Genomic DNA, 16647 nt, shown 5'->3' with positions numbered 1-16647 from the left:
GGAAGGCTGCCCCATAAGGCTGATGGGGCTTGAATGATGTTTTATTGTATAGTGGATTAACTTTAAACCAGTACGGCGCTGCCTCGCCTTTCCGTACTATTTGTACTGTCTGCGGCTTCGTCGCCTTGTTCTGATTTAAATTTAATCCACTATAAATTCAAGAAATTAAATGACATTTGATAGAAAAAAGCCGCCCAAAACCGCTACCATCGGTTTTCAGACGACCTTTTGCTTATTCGGATGCGTCGGCTGCTTTTTCTTTTTGTCGGGTGAACACATCGCCCTTTCTGTAAGCATTGCGCTTTCCGTGCAAACTGTAATACTCGACAAGCTGTCCGTTTCTGCGCACGAAATATCCGCGGTCTTTTTCATATTTCGGACAATGCGTGTACCAAGAATCGTCGCCTTCGCTGCAATAGCTCAAATACAGTTTGCCACGTTTGACATAACCTTTTACCTTGCCGCTACCGCCCGGACCATTCGAACGGCCTTCATTCCACTCTCCGGAAATAATGTATTTCGGTGATTGTTTAATATTAAAATATTTACCGTAGATACCATCTTCCAGTTCTTGCTCATACCCCCAATTTCCAGAAAAATCAGCGGCTAATGCTTGACCTGCAAACCATAATGCACACGCTGCAAGAATATATTTCTTCATTTTAGCCTCATCGTTCAATCAATAATAAACAGATGGCATTTTATGACGAAGCAGAATATGTGTCTATCACAAAAGGTCGTCTGAAATGACAGTTTCAGACGACCTTTTTTATCACATTACAATAACTTTCATCACCATTTCAGACGACCTTAATCCAAAATCTTGCCGACGATTTCGCCCACGTCTTTCGACAATCCTTCCTGCGCCCGAATGCGCTGCAATTCTTGTTTCACCAAGTTTTTGCGGTGCGGCTCGAGCTTGTTGCAGAGGTTGAACGCCTGCACTAAGCGGGCGGCGACCTGCGGGTTGAAGCGGTCGATTTCGATGACTTTGTCGGCGATGAAGCGGTAGCCGCTGCCGTCTTCTGCGTGGAAATGCGGGACGTTGCGGCTGAAGCTGCCGATGAGCGAACGGGCTTTGTTGGGGTTTTCGAGACTGAATTTCGGATGCTGCAAGGCGGTTTGAACCTGTTGCAGGGTGTCGCTGCGGCGGCTTAAACCGACGAGGGCAAAATATTTGTCCATGACCAGCGCGTCGTCTGAAAACTTGTCGGCAAACTGCGCCAGCAGGCGGTTGCGCGTATCGCTTTCGTTGCCGTTGACGGCAGACAGGATGCCCCATTCGTGGGTCATGTTTTGTGCCATTTCGCCGTATTTTTCGGCAACGGTTTCAATGTGCGCGGGGTCGGCGCGCAGGACGAAGGCGCGGCAGACGTTGCGCAACGTGCGCCAGCCGGCGGTTTCGGGGCTGTACTCGTAGCTTTGGTTTTCCTGCTTCGCCGCCTGACGGTTCAATTCGTGCCATTTCGGCAGGAAGTGGACGGCAAGCGTATCCAACAAGGCTTCGCGCGCCCGATGGTAGCGCAGCGGGTCGATGTTTTCTGCGCCGTCCCACAATTCGGCTTCAGACGGCACGCCCAAAAGCAGGGCTTTGAAGGCGTTGTCCAAGAGGCCGTCTGAAATGACTTTTTCGACGGCGGCAAGCAGTTTTTCGTGTTTCGGCAACTCGACGCCGTCTGAAAACGCGGCAAGGTTGGCGGCGACGGCGCGGCGGTAGAGCGTTTGGGCGGCTTCCCAGCGCGTGAAGGCGTCGCTGTCATGAGCGAGCAGGAGCAGCAGGTCGTCGTCGCTGTATGGATAGTTCAGATGCACCGGCGCGCTGAACCCGCGCAGCAGCGAGGGAACGACGGCTTCGGTTACGCCTTCGAGCGGGAAGGTCTGTTCGGCTTCGGTCAGCAGCAACACGGCTTCGGTCGCGCGTTTGCCCTGATAATCGAATGCCACCGCTTCGCCGTTGCGGTTCAGCAGCCCGACTTTGACGGGAATCATCATCGGCTGTTTGTCCGCCATATCGGGCGTGGGCGGCACGGTTTGTTTAATGGTCAACTCAAAAATATTGTTTTTCAGACGACCTTCCGCTTCCAAAACGGGCGTGCCCGCCTGGCTGTACCACAAGGCGAACTGGTCGAGATTGATGCCGTTCACGTCCGCCATCGCCGCGCGGAAATCGTCGCAGGTAACGGCCTGCCCGTCGTGGCGTTGGAAATAGAGTTTCATGCCTTTTTGGAAGCCCTCTTCGCCGAGCAGGGTGTGATACATCCGCACCACTTCCGCGCCTTTTTCATAAACGGTCATGGTGTAGAAATTGTTCATCTCCTCATAGCTGGCGGGGCGCACTGGATGGGCGGTCGGACCTGCGTCTTCGGGGAACTGGTGCTGGCGCAAAAGGCGGATGTTTTCGATGCGGCGCACGGCGCGGCTGGCGCGGTCGCCGGAAAATTCTTGGTCGCGGAACACGGTCAGCCCTTCCTTCAGCGAAAGCTGGAACCAGTCGCGGCAGGTTACGCGGTTGCCCGTCCAGTTGTGGAAATACTCGTGTCCGACGACAGATTCGATGCCTTCGAAATCGGTATCGGTGGCGGTGCGGCTGTCGGCGAGGACGAACTTGGTGTTAAAGATGTTCAAACCCTTGTTTTCCATCGCGCCCATATTGAAATCGCCCACGGCGACGACCATGAAAATATCCAAGTCGTATTCCAAGCCGAAGCGCGTTTCGTCCCACTTCATCGCGTTTTTCAAGGATTCCACGGCAAAGCCGACCTTGGGCTTGTCCGCTTCGGTGGTGTAAAACTCGATTTTGACGTTCCTGCCGCTCATGGTGGTGAAACGGTCTTCCGTGACCGCCAAATCGCCCGCGACCAAAGCAAACAGATAGCTCGGTTTGGCAAACGGATCTTCCCATTTCACCCAATGGCGGCCGTCTGAAAACTCGCCGCCGTCGATTTTGTTGCCGTTGGAGAGCAATACGGGATAGCGTTTTTTGTCCGCGACGATGGTGGTTGTGAATTTGGACATCACATCCGGACGGTCGATGTAGAACGTGATTTTGCGGAAGCCCTCCGGCTCGCACTGGGTAAACAGATTGCCGCCGGAAGCATACAGCCCCATCAGCGATTTGTTCTCCGCCGGCAGGATTTCGGTTTCCACTTCGACGGTGAAGCGTTCGGACGGCACGCCCGCAATCGTCAGCGTCTCGCCTTCCAACACATAATCCACAGCCGCCCCGTTGATTTTGACGGACAAGAGTTTCGCCGAACCGTCCAACACCAGCGGCTCCCCTACCCTCTGCGGCTCGACCGTCAAACGCGACTTCACGACGGTTTGCGGTTCGGCAATGTCGAAATGCAGGTCGGTTTCGAGAATGCGGTAGGCAGGCGTTTGGTAATCTTTCAGATAACGGACGGTTTTGCTCATGGTTTTGCTTTCGGGTTAGGAATCAATTAAAGAAATGAAAAGAGATAGGGTGGACAACTTTCATCGGACGGCGTCGCTGCGCCTTGTTCTGACGGCTGTCATCCCCTATTGGGTCGTCTGAAAATGCAATCTTAACAAAATAACAAACTTCGCACCCATCATCCCACAAAAATACCTTTTATCCAATATTTCATGCCACAAAGTCAGGTGCGACCCCGTCTTCCGTTTACGCTGTTAGAATGCCCCCTTCGCCCCGCACGGGTATAATCCGTTGCCATATCGGCAATCGCGGAATGACCGAAATTGCTTTAGGATTTCGGGCCGCCAACCGCCCGATCCGACAAGGAGCGGATGAACCTTTACCGGCATTCCCGTTCCAATCCGTCAGGTTTTGATTATCTTTGAGGTGTGATAAATATGTCTTCCAAACCTTTGCTCCTTTTGTGTTCCACATTGACTGCATTGTTATGCGCCTGCAGCGCCGGCAACGAAGCGGCAGAAGCCAGCGCATCCGGAGCTTCAAATGCGTCGGCAGCCGCAGCCTCCCAAGCCCCGGCACAAGCCGCCGCTTCCGAGGCAGCATCAGCCTCCGCGCCTTCCGCCACGCAAAATCTGACCGGTTTGGATCAGGCAAAATGGCAAACCTACCGCTGCAAAGACAACGGCAGCGTATCAGTCCGCTATTTCAAAACAGAGGACGGCGCCGCGGCGCAAGTGCGCTTTAAAGGTGCCGAATTTGTCGCACCTTTCAGCCCCGAAATGAGCAACGAAGATTTGAACGCCTTTAGCGACGGTCAATACACTTGGACAATCGGCAACTTTACGGAAACCGATTTCTACAAGGAAGACGGCGGTTTTCTGGTTCATCATGAAGCCTCGGAAGAAACGCCTGACAACATGACGGACAACCTGATGCTGCAAGAATGCGCCCCGTCTCAATAGCATTGCCGTTTTAGAGAAAATCATCTACCCGCTTCCTCCCCGATACACGCCATACAAACCAAAAGGTCGTCTGAAAACCTCAAATCGAGATTTTCAGACGACCTTTTCTTCTGCCTGCTTTAGAACGTGTGTTTCAACGTAGCGGTCAGGCTGCGCGGCGTGCCGTAAACGTGGATGTCGGGCATGGTGCGGTAGCGTTTGTTGAACACGTTTTCAAAGTCCAAACCGATTTGGGTGGATTTGCCGATTTTGTAATGCGCGGTCAAGTCCAGCGTAGCGTATGGGCGTTGGGTCAATGCAGCGGCAGCAGCCGGATTGATATCTGCGGGATATTCGTCCAGCGTATGGCTGCGGCTTTGCCAGTTGACGTTTGCGCCTAAGTTCAAACGGTCGGTTACGTCGTACGCCGTGAAGAGTTTGAACAAATGAACGGGATAAGACGGATGCAGTTGCTTGCCTTCGCTGTCTTTGATTTTGGAACGTGCATAAGAAGCATTAAGCAGCCATCTGTCGCTCAAGCGTCCGCCGACGGCAAGCTCCCAGCCCTTGGTCGTCGTTTTATCAGCAGAGCGGTAGTATTCTTCGCCGTTTGGCAATCTACCCGCATAAACGCCCAAATGGTCGCGTTTGTTCATAAAGACGGACGCAGAAGCATTCAGACGACCGTCAAACCATGAGCCTTTCAAACCGGTCTCGTAGGTTTTGCCGCGTTGCGGTTCGAGCGCCGCGCCGTTTTTGGTCAGGTAACGCACTTGCGGACGGAAGATGGTGGTGTAAGACGCATAGGCAGTTAAGTTTTCACCAATATCGAGGGTTGCACCCAGATAAGGAATGAAAACTTTTTGTTTGTGGCTGCTGTAAGCGAATTTGTTGCGGTTGGTGCTGTAACGGTATCGCCAGTCTACAAAACGTGCACCACCGATCAGGGCGAATCGGTCAGTCAGTTTGAAACGGGTCGAGCCGTAAACCGACAGGTTTTTCATATTGGTAAAACCGTCGCGCAAATACGGCATATCGGGCTGTGCAACATTACCGTCAAATTGGCGCAAATCAGGAATAATCGATTCGCCTTCCTGATAGAAAGACAGGTTTTCTCGGTTGCCCTGATAGCTGATACCTGCATTAAATTCATGCGAACGACCGAAAGCGGGATAGTCGCCGTCCAAAGTCAGCGAGAAATCTTGGTCGCGGTATTTGCTGCGGTCACGATCTGAAGTGAAAAGCGCAGAGTAATCAGGATTGATTTCGTATGTACCAGCAATGCCTGAAACGATGTCGCTTTTACCTGTCAGATAGCTGTAATCGCCCGTCAACCTCCAGCCGTTGGCAAACTCATGACTGAGGGAAGTGAATACTTCGGCGCTGTTGTCTTTGCCGTATGCCCAGCGTGCGGACGAGTTCTTGCGCGGCGAAGATTCAAACGGCTTGAATCCGTCGTTGCGGTTTCCCGCTACGGTCAGATAGCTGAAACGCGAGCTGCCGTTATTGCGGAAACGATGCAGCTCCGTACCGACGCGCCAGTGGGTTTGCGGCGTGAGGTCGTAGGACAGAATGCCATAGAAAGTGTGGTTGTGGCGCGAAGTGTTCGGCAGGTAATCGCCGCCGTGGTCGCTGACCAAAATGGAGCGTCCGCGCAAGGTATTGTCGGCATTCAGAGGATGATTGGCATCAAGGACGAAGCGGTAGTGTTTCCACGAACCGACACCGGCTTCCACGCTGACGGCGGGTTTGGCAGTCGGTTTTTTGCGTTCCAAAGCAACCGTACCACCCGGCTCGCCCATACCGCCGTTGGACAAACCGCTCGCGCCGCGCACGACGACGACTTGTTCGTACAATGCGCTGTCCAGATTGTTGGTGCCGCGGCGGATGGCTTTACCGTCGTAAAGAAATTTGGGCGCGCCGTCCACAGAAATGCTGTCAATCGCCTGACTGCGCGAAATAAATTGGCTGTGGCCGGAAACGTTGTTGCCCATTTTGCTGTGGAACACGCCCGGTGTTTGTTTCAACACGTCCTGCAAGGTATCCAAACCTTGGTCGTCCATTTGTTTTTCGGTAACGACGGACAAAGACTGCGGCGTTTCGCGCTGGGTTAGGCGGATGCCTGTCGCAGCGGAGGAAGCCGGAATGGTGTAGTTGGAGGTTGTCTGTTTGCCGATGCCCCGTACTTGGACAGTAGGCAAATCAACCTGCTCAACCCCATCCCCTGCACCTAAGGAGTAAGCAGACAAAAGTGCCGCAGCAACAGCTACCGGCAAACGCGCCGGACGAAATTTAGATAATGGCATGGTGTCTCCTAATTATTTAGCCGTCCGAACGGCAGCGGAGTTCCAAACCTCCTTGCACCATTCGGCAGCAAACGGCTTTTTTGCGTATTAAATAAGAATTTTTATCAAATTTCTGTAATAGGATGAAATAAAACGGTCGGAGTATAGGGAACTGACGGGCATGAATCAAATAATTTACATAGTCCCCGACACATCATTTTCATCTGCATGACCATCTTTCATTCTCAATCAAACAAATCCGATAGCCGCAAAAAAAGGTCATCTGAAAAGTTTCAGACGACCTTTTCAATAATATAAGGATTTAGAAGAATGATATTTGCGTATTAGTTTGGCATTTGATTCTTCACCATTCCCCTACTCTATCCCCGCCCATTTGTGTGTCTGCACGCTCAACTGCCAATGCACGGGCGCGTCGGGGCGGCTGTTTAAGAGACCGATTTGGCGAATGGTGTCGTAGATATTCATCACACCGTTTTGTTCACAGGGCGAAAGGTAGTAATGACGGGCGCGGATTTTGCGTTCCATGGTTTCGCAAAATCCGACCGCATCGCCGTCCGCCACGATGCGCACTTCGTCGGCTGTTTCGATGCAGCTTTTTTCGTATTTGGCGGCGTAGCAGGCTTTGGGGCTGGTGGCGACGTAGTCGATTTGCGGCGGCGCGGGCTTGAGTCCGTTGGTTTCGATACAGAGGAAATAGCCTTCTGCCTTGAGCGCGTCCAACAGCGTATCGAGATGCGGCTGGATGGTCGGCTCGCCGCCGGTGATGATGATATTGCGCGCAGTGTAGGTTTTCAGACGACCTAAGATGTCAGACAGGCTCATCATACTGAATTTCAAATAATCGGTATCACACCAGCCGCACGCCAGATTGCATTTGCCCAAACGGACAAAAACGGCAGGCATGCCCGTGTTCCAGCCCTCGCCTTGCATGCTCTCGAAAATTTCGACGATGCGGTATTGCGGATTTTCGGGGGCAACGCTGATTTTTTTCATACCGCCAACACCGCTGCCGCCGCCAGCATCGCGGGCAGGCCTTGTTTGACGAGTATGCCTTTATTGCCGGAAGAGAACGCGCCCCATGCGGCGGCAATCAACACGAAGCCGAGAAACAGAATCGTCGCCCCGTAAACGGCATTGTCCGGCGCGGCAAACCGCGACCACACCAGCCCGATGCCGAGAAAGCCGTTATACAGCCCTTGGTTGCTGAACAGGGTCTGCACGCGCTTTTGTTCCATAAATTCATAAGGCAGCTTGAACATTTCCGCCGCTTTTTCGCTGGGAATCTGCGTCATTTCAAGCCAGGCGATGTAGAAATGTTCGGCGGCGACGAGGAGGACTAAGAGGGTGGAAAGGAGTTTCATCGTATTCCTTTAAAGAATCCAGGTTGTTGAAATTTTTTTGAAAACCAAAGTGCGGTTTATTTGGCAGACCGCTTCAATACAAACAAAATAAGCAAAAACGGCAGCAAAACAACGGCACCCATCAGAAAGAATTTCGGATATATCCGTTTGTCGTCTGCAAATTCCTTCAGCAGGGCGGCATCATCCGTTCCGCTTTCAATCGTCAATTCATCACTGCCATAATGAAGCGTTCCGCCGGCAACGGCATAATATCTGTCATTCAAAACCACTATCCTGAGGTTCTCCGCATACAGCGTTTCTCCATGATATTCCGCACAGACTCTGCCTATACCCATTCGGCAGTCTGCGTGAATAACCTCTTTGCCGCCGACAATGCGCACACTCGGGTCATAAGCCTTGCCTGTAATTTTGACTTCGGCAGCGTTTAACCGTATTTCCCGACTGCGGATGTTGCCGACGGTCAGGTCGAATCCGATAAATATCGAGGACACTGCTGCCAATATGCAAAACGAACAGAAAACCGCCAACACACCGTCAAACCATTTTCCAAACAGCAAGCCGCTTATCCGCACTCCCCTACTCCCCTTCATACTCCGCACACGATGTCGGTGTTTCCCACAATTTCACGCTGCACACTTTCAGCCCCGCGTTTTTCAAACGATCATACATTTCGACCGCCATATTTTCGGCAGTGGTGCGGCAGGGCAGGCACAGGGTTTTCATGTTCCAGCCCTCCAAGAGCGCGGCGATTTGGCATTCGCGGTCGTTGCCGCCGTGGTAGATAAACGCGTGGTCGAAGGGGTCGGTAATGTGTTGTTTCACAATGGCTTTGAGGTCGGTGAAATCCATCACCATACCGTCTTTCGCGCCACCCCGTATGGGGTCGTCTGAAACCGTGATTTCGAGTTTGTAGGTATGCCCGTGCAGGTTTTGGCATTTGCCGTCATGCCCGTCGAGCATGTGTGAGGAGTCGAAGGTGAATATCTTGGTAATTTTCATGGTTTGTACTTTAAATCGGTAAATAGCCTTGAAAGCCGATTGCGGCAGGCTTGCCGTGCGGATTCGGGGTCAGGCGGATGGGGTGAGTGCCGATGCGGTCGAGCCGGAGCAGTTTGTCCACGTCTTTTAAGTTGTCTTTATGCTGCTGAACATGGTCGGTCAACAAGGTTTGCAGGGCTTTTTGTTTGGCTTCGGCGGGCGTGGCAGCAACGAACAGTCCGAAAGCGTGCGCCTCGGCAAGCTGCCCCGCGCGATAGCCGCCGACATTGACGAAATACAGGTGCGGGACGTTTTCAGACGCCCCCTTCGGCTCGGCGTGGTCGGATACATCGACATCGTAACCGTCCACCCATTCGATAACCTGCCAGCCGTCAATGTGGATTTTGTCCGCATCGCCGAACCATGCGGCTTTGAGCGCGGGGATGGCTTCACGGTAGTCGTCGCACACGGCAAATTGGATATCGTGCACTTCTATATTGGAGCGTCCTGCGTTACCGCCGAGATAGAACATATAAAGTTTGGGCATCTTCATCCTGACGTATCGTTGAAGTTTGGGAACCGGCTGTCCCCCGCCTGCCTACCCGCCCAATTTCCTACTCAAACTTTCCGCATATTCCTCGCGTTCGGCGCGGCTGGTTTCGGGAAGGTGGGTGTTGAGCGACGACCATTTCCACCTGCTGCGCGCTTTGTTGAGTTCGGACGGGAGTTTGTCCGGTGTCCAGGGCGCTTTGCGGCTGTGCAACTCAACTTGCGATTGCGCCGCATGGCCGCGTGTTTGCAGGATGTGGAGCAAATCGAGGGCGCGGGCGGCGAGCAGGGTTAGGGTTTCGGGGTCGGTGTGCAGGGTTTGGCGGCCGGTGAGCTTGTCGGAAATGGTGCGGGTATTGGGCAGGATGCCGCCCAAAAAGCCACCGATTGCCGTACCCAATCCGAGCGAACCGCCGAGCGTGGCGATGTCCAACCCCAAGCCGATGAGCGCGCCGGTTGCCGCGCCCGTGCCGGTACGGATGCCGTATTGCTTGAGCAATTCGCTGTCGAACGGGTCTTGATGGAAGGCTTTGGGTACCCAGTCGCCGCCGTCGATTTCGCTGTGGTAGAAGCGGTAGAGGGCAAACAGCCGCTGCTGCATCTGCCGTTCGAGCTGGCGTATTTCTGCCTGCATGGTTTGCAGGACAGGCGAGGGGTCGTCGTTTTCGTCGATTTCCTGCGTGAAGGCGGCAACATCGAGCAGGAAACCTGCGATTTCGTGTCGCGCTTCTTTATCCAAACGCGTCCATTCGCGGCGGCGGGAGGCGGTCAAGCGGTCGATGATGTCGTGTTGCGGCAGCATGGTGGCGAGCTTGTTCCAAAGGTTCAATTCGCCTTCAAAATCGAAGGCGACGGTATCGAACCCTGCGAAAACGTGCAGGTTGCGGCGCGCCAGCATGGTCGTCCACGCTTCGGGAAGCTGCCCGCCGGTAAAGTTGAACACGGGCATAACCGGTTTGGCGCACCATGAAAGGATGGTCAATTCATCCCGATATTTGTCGAGGACGGGTTCGCGCGCGTCGATGACGTACAACGCCATGTCGCTTTGCAAAAGCTGCCGCAGCACTTTGGCTTCTTGGTTGAAATCGTGATGCGCGCCGTGGCTGTCGAGGAACTTTTGCAGCCGCTCGATGCCGTCGGCGCGGGCATCCGTATGGGTTTCCAGCCAATCCAAAACGCCGCCGGCATCTTCGAGCCCGGGCGTATCGTACAGGTACAGCAGCGTGTCGGCGCCGTCGGTAATCGCGGCTTCTTCGACATGGCGCGTGGTGGACGGGGCGTTTTTGACTTCGCCGAACCCGCTGTCGCGCAACAGGGTGCGCAGGAGCGAGGTTTTGCCGGTATTGGTATGCCCGACGACGGCGAGGGAAAGGGGTTGGTTGTTCATCATATTTTGAGAGAATGGATTTTCAGACGACCTTTTTCAGGATGGCGGCTTAACAGGGCATTGCAAGTGCGTTATTGGCTTTTCAGACGACCTTCCTGCGCCGCCTTGTCAGGTTCCAGCCATGCCACATCGCACTCTGCCAGCGCATTGCGCCAGTGGTCCAATGTTTCGGACAGGTCGTCTGAAAGCGCCCGCTCCGTCAAAAGCTGTACCACCGCCCCGCCCTGCGCTACTTCCGAAAGTCGGACAATCTGCCGCAACACGCCGCGGTCGGGGACGGTTTCCGCGCGCACGCCGATGAGGAGCTGGACGGGCTTCTGTTTCAACTCCGCTTCCAAAGCGGCAACCTCTTCCCGATTCGCCGCCACACCTTTATCCAGCCATTCCTGAGCCAGCCTGCCCGCAAACCATGTGCCTTCGTGCCATTCGGTTTCCAGCATGACTGCCCACTTGGGCGCATCGTTTAAGGTGATTTTCGGGGAGACGGCGGACACGGTTTCCCGACGCGTGTCCGCATCGACGATTTTATTCTGCCAGCGGCGGATGACCGCCTGATAATAAGGCTTCTCCAAATCCAGCTTGCTTTGGCTTGTTTTTAAAAAGATTTTGCATACCGCCCAAGCCAGCAGGCGCGGCAGAATGCCGTAGCAGGCAATACTGCCGACCAACAGTCCCGACCACGCGCGCGCATCGGCGATGTTGCCGTTCAGACGACCTTCGACCACCGCCCGCGCATCAGGTGCAGGGAAACCGAGTTTCGACGGCAGCCACGCCAACATTTCCACCGCGCGCACCGAAGCGGCATTGCTCAACAGCGTGCTTTCCCAGTTGAACGTATATTGGCGCACCAAAAGCAGCAGCAATACCGACACCAGCATCCCGCTCAGGGTGCAGAGCCATAGACTGTGTGAAGTCGCGCCGGCGATCCAACGCGCCGAAGGCTGCCGCCATTCGTCCGCATACAGCCGGAACACCGCCTGATTGACGGGGTCTTTACCCCGAAACCACGTCGCGGGACTGCTGAAAAACCGCCCTACTTTCACGCGCAGGAACAACGTTGCCAACCATACCGCCAACATCAGCGTATTCATGCCCAACACGCCCGCCAAAATCAGGAAAAAATTCAGCCCTTGGCTGTCCATCAGAAGGTAAGTGCCGGAAAAGCCGCCGCTAAACATCATTGTCGCCGCCACGATCCACAGCCAAAACGACCCGGTCCGCACTTGTTCCAAGGTATGACTAAGCCGGCGGTCTCTGTCTATCATCTCCGCGCGGCGGATGATTTTTCCTTCCACGCCGCCCTCGACATGACGCAACGCCTCCGTCGCCTGCACGGGATCGCCGGCAAAAATATAGCCGCCCTCTTCCAAAATACGGACAAGTTCGGCGAGTTTTCGGGATGGGTTCAACATAAAAAGGTCGTCTGAAAGGGATGGTGAAAACGCAAAGATTTTATCACAGCCCTTTTCAGACGACCTTTGTATTTTAAATATGCGGCTCAGGCAAACCGTTTCGCTCAAGTGGCGGAAGAGAGGTTGCCGCTATTCCCCGTCTTGGAAAATCACGTCGTTTTCAAACCGAGCCATATTGTGCAGCCCGTCGGTCAGGGCGATGCCTTTCAGTTCGTGGCGGCGAACCAAGTCCAACGCTGCTTCCTTGCCGGAAACGGGATGGCAGCGGGCAGGTCCCATGTGTTGGAAGCGGTCGGTGTAAAAGACATATAAATAACCGTCCCGCGCGTAAAGCCCGCCGTCTTTGCGGTTTATCCCGACAAAAAGCGGCTGCTCCGCCAATTGGTTCCAAACAATATATTTCACGGATTTCGCCAAATCCGCCGAATATTTTTCCACCAACCCGATCAGCAACACATTCTCCTGCGGCGTGTTGCCGGCAAAAAAACTCAGCAATTCGTCATCTTCGACATTTGTAAACTGCTTGAACAACTCCTCCGCCCGCGCGGGTGTAACCTTATAGGGATTGGCAAAACCGACAATGGCTATCGGGTGAAATTGCAGCGGCAGCTTGGCATCGGTGCCGATGGACAACGCCTCCATTTTTTCTCGGGAAGCCGCCATGCCATCCGCGCCGTTGACACGCATCAGCCACGAAAGCGCGCATTCGAAATGCTCGCCGCCCTGCCCTCGGTATTCCATCAGTTGAATGCCCAACGAGTGCGCAACACGCAGAACATTACTCAAATTATTGAACTGGTCTGCCTTATCCAGCGCGCCGACCAAGCCGATGCCGTCTAAAGCGCCGTCCTGCTCGTCTGAAAAAGCCCGCGCCGCTTCATAGCTTTCAAACACATATAAAACCGTCCGACCGTCTTTCAGACGACCTATATACGGGATGCCCGTCCCTTCCGACACATCCGCCTGCATGGCAGACAGCGGCACATACACTTTATCTTTCGCATAAATCGCCCGCGCCGAACCCTCGCTTTTTTCCTGCGCGGAAAGTCTGCGCGGCTCTTGTGTCGTTTCGCCGGACGGCTTGTTCCCAAAAATTTTCGACAAAATACTCATTCGGTTTTCCTTAATGTATTGGTATGCGCCCGCCTGACTGCTTTTCTGCACAACAGAACGGCGGCAAACCGGGCGCGCAAGATTTTATCACAGCCTTTTTCAGACGACTTGCATTATCCCTAAGATACCGTCCATAATAGCTTTATGCATTAAGCAAGGAAAAACAATGACTATCCGAACCACAACGTTATCCCTACTCACCCTGCTCACCCTCTTCCCGACGATTGCCGCCGCGAAAGACGAACCGCCCGCCGACGGCGACACTTGGGTGGACCACCGCCACGAAGTCGTTTCCAAACGCTTGGACAAATGGTCCAACCGCATCGACGATTGGTTTGGCGAACCCGACCCCGACCACCCTGCCGACGCCAACCTGCGCGTCATGCTCGATACCGAATGGAACCCTGACGACAAGTTTACCGTGACGCCCCGCATACGGGGTCGTCTGAAACTGCCGACCTTGGAGAAAAAAGTCCATGTGATTTTCGGTGACGACTCTTTGGACGACGAGTTGAAACACGAAGCCAATGCCTACCGCAACCGTACCAATACCAACGGCAGGATATTCGACGCATCCCAAAGCCGCGACAACAACGCCTCCCTTGCCGTACGCTGGTCTGAAGTATTTGCAAAACAGCGCACCGATACCGACTTCGATATCGGTATCCGCTCCGGCAGCGACCTGTACGCCCGTGCCAAAAGCTCGAGCAATTGGCAACTGACCGACAACATCGACACCAGCCTCGAACAAATCTACCGTTACGGCATCAAGAGCAAACACCATGTCCGTACCAACTGGGAAACGCGCTACATCCCCAGCGAAAAAAGCTTTATCGCCAATCAGGCACACCTGCAATACGAACACGATAAAACCGAAGACTGGACATGGGGCAACAGCCTCTTCCGCCAACACAACCTCGGCAAACACCGCCACGTCAACTACGGCGTGTACACCGGCGGCAATATCGAAAAACGCAAAGCCGCCCTCAATACCTACGGTCCGTTTACCACCTACCGCCAACCGATTTGGCGCAACTGGCTGTTTACCCAAACCGAAGTCAACTACTACAACAACCGCAAGGAAAACCAAAAACACCGCGTCGGCGCGCTGTTAAGGATTGAAGCCTTGTTCTGATGCAAAAAGGTCGTCTGAAAGCTTGTTGCCGGATTCCAATCCCGTCAATACAGCTTTCAGACGACCTTTTTTCAAACTATCTCAAACAAATTATTCTTCCGAACCTTCTTCCCTGCCGTTGAAATACTCTGCCGCGCCGCCGTCGAAAAAGCCCTGCAAAATCGCTTGCGCCGCCACTTGGTCGAGTACCGCCTTCTGTTTGCGCCCGAATACCTGCGCTTCGGCAAGCAGGCTTTCCGCATATAGCGAGGACATCCGTTCATCCACCCAATATACGGGCAGGTTGAAACGCCCGTGCAGGCGGCGGCCGAATTTTCGGCTAAGGCGGGTCAACTCGTGTTCCGTACCGTCGGCGTGGGTCGGCAGTCCGACGACCAGATGCTTGGGCTGCCATTCCCGTATCAGCTTGGCGATGGCGTTGAATTTCTCGTCGTTGCTGTTGCCGGTAACAGTCGCCAAAGGATGCGACAAGCCAAGCTCCGCATCGCCCTGCGCCACGCCGATACGCGCCTCGCCGAAATCAAACGCCAAAACCGTCCCTGCCGGTGCTTTATGCATGACCGGCTCCACAGACAAGCGCATCGGGCTGGATGCCCAGCTTGGCAAACGCGGCGGCGTAGCGGTGTTCGTAAGGCATATCGAACAAAATATGCTCGTCCGCCTTCACCGTCAGCCAGACATTGTCCGCCAGCTCGCGTTCAAGCTGCCCTTTGCTCCAGCTCGAATAGCCTATGCTGATTAAAATCTTGTCCACCGCACCCTGACGCGATAAGTTTTCAATCACATCGCGCGAAGACGTCAGCGCAATGTCGTCTGAAACAATCATACTGTTTTGCCAGTTGCCCACTGGCGTATGCACGACATAGCCGCGGTCGATCTGTACCGGCCCGCCCATCATGACGTGTTCGTGCTGCATCCGCAAAGGGATGTTGCGGTCGGTCGCCGCAAAAATCATGTCCATCGTAATCGGCGACGGTTTGTTGATGATGATGCCCAACGCGCCCTCTTCGTTGTGTTCGCACACATAAATCACCGAATTCTCGAAAAACGGGTCGTCCATATCGGGCATGGCAATCAGGAAATGGTCGGTTAGGTTCATATCGCTCATCTTTTACTTGTTCGGCACAGGCGCATCCACGACGCACGCACCGTAAATCTGTTTGCCTTCCATACCGCCGGCAACTTGCTGCGCATCCGCTTTAGCACCGCCAAAGCACGACACCGCACTCAAAGAGTTCTTCGGCGAACCCTGAACGATTTTGTCGCTGTAAACCAAATACGCAAACGCCTTACGTTTAGGATCGTAATAACGGATAATCTGCTGGCTCTTGAACGCCAAGCTCGCGCTGCGCTTAAACACCTCCCGCGGCTTGACGACGGCCTGCTCGTTATAACGGATAACCTCCGCCGTCTGCACGCACGACACGGAAGCATCGCTCGCATCTTCCTCCAAATTCACCGTCTCTTTCAAACCGCCTTTTTTCGCATAAGAAATATAACAGGCAACCCCTTGCACATCAGGATCGTCAAACCCCTCGACTTCAATACGGTCATTTTTCCCCAGCATATGAAAAACCGTGCTGGCACGTCCGATTTTGTCGGTATCGTTACCGCAGGAAGCAAGAAGCAGGGCGCAAAGCGCAGGCAGAATAATTTTATTCATGTAAATTAAGAAACCTTTGAAGGTTGAAAATAAAGAAGCTAACACCGTAGCTCCTACTATATAAGACCGCTTGTTCAGATTGCAAGCATCGGAAAGACCCAAATACCCAATTGAATCCCATCACCGACTGCAAGCCTTCTCAAAACAAACCCTATCCCCTTCATTCCTTGTTATAGTGGATTAAATTTAAATCAGGACAAGGCGACGAAGCCGAAGACAGTACAGATAGTACGGCAAGGCAAGGCAACGCTGTACTGGTTTAAAGTTAATCCACTATACATTCAAGGTTCAAAAAGAGAATCCCGTATCGATCGCCAAGATCGTCAAGTTTACGGACTGAGCTTTGGCTGCAAACAAAAGGTCGTCTGAAAACATATGAACTGCACCCCAAAAGTTGGACATCCCCTC

The 16647-nt window shown here is 53.7% G+C and carries 16 protein-coding genes and 2 pseudogenes; 3 read left to right on the top strand and 15 right to left on the bottom strand.

What is annotated here, in order from left to right:
* Nucleotides 1-46 precede the first annotated feature (46 nt).
* The 3 genes and pseudogenes from HMPREF2572_RS14805 to pepN all read right to left on the bottom strand — a co-directional run.
* Nucleotides 47-154, bottom strand: a pseudogene (locus tag HMPREF2572_RS14805) (IS5/IS1182 family transposase); the annotation flags it as partial.
* A gap of 78 nt (nucleotides 155-232) precedes the next feature.
* The gene (locus tag HMPREF2572_RS05705) at nucleotides 233-661 is read right to left on the bottom strand and encodes a hypothetical protein (protein ID WP_003764307.1); all 429 of its coding nucleotides are present in this window, start codon (nucleotides 659-661) and stop codon (nucleotides 233-235) included.
* A gap of 149 nt (nucleotides 662-810) precedes the next feature.
* Nucleotides 811-3414: an aminopeptidase N gene (gene pepN, locus HMPREF2572_RS05700; protein WP_070496705.1), complete on the bottom strand. Its 2604-nt coding sequence runs from the start codon at nucleotides 3412-3414 to the stop codon at nucleotides 811-813.
* Nucleotides 3415-3831: 417 nt separating this feature from the next.
* Here pepN and HMPREF2572_RS05695 point away from each other — a divergent pair, with 417 nt between their 5' ends.
* Complete coding sequence (locus HMPREF2572_RS05695) at nucleotides 3832-4356, top strand: hypothetical protein (protein WP_070496703.1); 525 nt, start codon at nucleotides 3832-3834, stop codon at nucleotides 4354-4356.
* Nucleotides 4357-4475: 119 nt separating this feature from the next.
* On the opposite strand, the gene HMPREF2572_RS05690 is transcribed toward HMPREF2572_RS05695, so the two are convergent.
* The 9 genes from HMPREF2572_RS05690 to HMPREF2572_RS05650 form a co-directional block, all read right to left on the bottom strand.
* The gene (locus HMPREF2572_RS05690) at nucleotides 4476-6641 is read right to left on the bottom strand and encodes a TonB-dependent siderophore receptor (RefSeq protein ID WP_070496702.1); all 2166 of its coding nucleotides are present in this window, start codon (nucleotides 6639-6641) and stop codon (nucleotides 4476-4478) included.
* 354 nt (nucleotides 6642-6995) lie between these two features.
* Nucleotides 6996-7634: a 7-carboxy-7-deazaguanine synthase QueE gene (locus tag HMPREF2572_RS05685; RefSeq protein WP_070496700.1), complete on the bottom strand. Its 639-nt coding sequence runs from the start codon at nucleotides 7632-7634 to the stop codon at nucleotides 6996-6998.
* Nucleotides 7631-8002, bottom strand: a complete 372-nt coding sequence (locus HMPREF2572_RS05680) for a DUF1304 domain-containing protein (protein WP_003757307.1) — start codon at nucleotides 8000-8002, stop codon at nucleotides 7631-7633. Before HMPREF2572_RS05680 ends, HMPREF2572_RS05685 begins: the two co-directional genes overlap by 4 nt.
* A gap of 56 nt (nucleotides 8003-8058) precedes the next feature.
* Nucleotides 8059-8382: a hypothetical protein gene (locus HMPREF2572_RS14560; RefSeq protein ID WP_168161776.1), complete on the bottom strand. Its 324-nt coding sequence runs from the start codon at nucleotides 8380-8382 to the stop codon at nucleotides 8059-8061.
* 196 nt (nucleotides 8383-8578) lie between these two features.
* Nucleotides 8579-9001 carry a 6-carboxytetrahydropterin synthase QueD gene (gene queD, locus HMPREF2572_RS05670; protein WP_070496695.1) on the bottom strand — a complete coding sequence of 141 codons (423 nt, stop codon included), beginning with the start codon at nucleotides 8999-9001 and terminating at the stop codon, nucleotides 8579-8581.
* A gap of 10 nt (nucleotides 9002-9011) precedes the next feature.
* Nucleotides 9012-9527 (bottom strand): DUF1543 domain-containing protein, encoded by a 516-nt coding sequence (locus tag HMPREF2572_RS05665; protein ID WP_070496693.1) that lies wholly within the window; start codon nucleotides 9525-9527, stop codon nucleotides 9012-9014.
* Between the two features lie 51 nt (nucleotides 9528-9578).
* A complete protein-coding gene (locus HMPREF2572_RS05660) occupies nucleotides 9579-10916 on the bottom strand; it encodes a DUF3482 domain-containing protein (RefSeq protein ID WP_148132296.1) in 1338 nt (445 codons plus the stop codon).
* 71 nt (nucleotides 10917-10987) lie between these two features.
* Nucleotides 10988-12328 carry a DUF2868 domain-containing protein gene (locus HMPREF2572_RS05655; RefSeq protein ID WP_070496690.1) on the bottom strand — a complete coding sequence of 447 codons (1341 nt, stop codon included), beginning with the start codon at nucleotides 12326-12328 and terminating at the stop codon, nucleotides 10988-10990.
* 129 nt (nucleotides 12329-12457) lie between these two features.
* A complete protein-coding gene (locus HMPREF2572_RS05650; RefSeq protein ID WP_070496687.1) occupies nucleotides 12458-13441 on the bottom strand; it encodes a hypothetical protein in 984 nt (327 codons plus the stop codon).
* 166 nt (nucleotides 13442-13607) lie between these two features.
* Between HMPREF2572_RS05650 and HMPREF2572_RS05645 the strand changes: the two genes are divergently transcribed.
* On the top strand, nucleotides 13608-14576 hold the full coding sequence (locus tag HMPREF2572_RS05645; protein ID WP_070496685.1) for a hypothetical protein: 969 nt from the start codon (nucleotides 13608-13610) through the stop codon (nucleotides 14574-14576).
* Between the two features lie 90 nt (nucleotides 14577-14666).
* On the opposite strand, the gene ruvX is transcribed toward HMPREF2572_RS05645, so the two are convergent.
* Genes ruvX through HMPREF2572_RS05630 form a run of 3 tightly spaced genes read right to left on the bottom strand, consistent with a single transcriptional unit; the run spans nucleotide 14667 to nucleotide 16239 of the window.
* Nucleotides 14667-15134 carry a Holliday junction resolvase RuvX gene (gene ruvX, locus HMPREF2572_RS05640; protein ID WP_003777257.1) on the bottom strand — a complete coding sequence of 156 codons (468 nt, stop codon included), beginning with the start codon at nucleotides 15132-15134 and terminating at the stop codon, nucleotides 14667-14669.
* The gene (locus HMPREF2572_RS05635) at nucleotides 15127-15675 is read right to left on the bottom strand and encodes a YqgE/AlgH family protein (RefSeq protein ID WP_019271440.1); all 549 of its coding nucleotides are present in this window, start codon (nucleotides 15673-15675) and stop codon (nucleotides 15127-15129) included. Before HMPREF2572_RS05635 ends, ruvX begins: the two co-directional genes overlap by 8 nt.
* 12 nt (nucleotides 15676-15687) lie before the next feature.
* On the bottom strand, nucleotides 15688-16239 hold the full coding sequence (locus tag HMPREF2572_RS05630; protein WP_003763874.1) for a CreA family protein: 552 nt from the start codon (nucleotides 16237-16239) through the stop codon (nucleotides 15688-15690).
* 171 nt (nucleotides 16240-16410) lie between these two features.
* Here HMPREF2572_RS05630 and HMPREF2572_RS14800 point away from each other — a divergent pair.
* Nucleotides 16411-16521 (top strand): annotated as a pseudogene (locus HMPREF2572_RS14800) (IS5/IS1182 family transposase); the annotation flags it as partial.
* Nucleotides 16522-16647: the final 126 nt, after the last annotated feature.

The organism is Neisseria sp. HMSC064E01, assembly GCF_001808875.1.
Taxonomy (GTDB): domain Bacteria; phylum Pseudomonadota; class Gammaproteobacteria; order Burkholderiales; family Neisseriaceae; genus Neisseria; species Neisseria sicca_A.
Note: the sequence above shows the minus strand (reverse complement) of the source record. Positions and strands in the feature narration are given on the sequence as shown.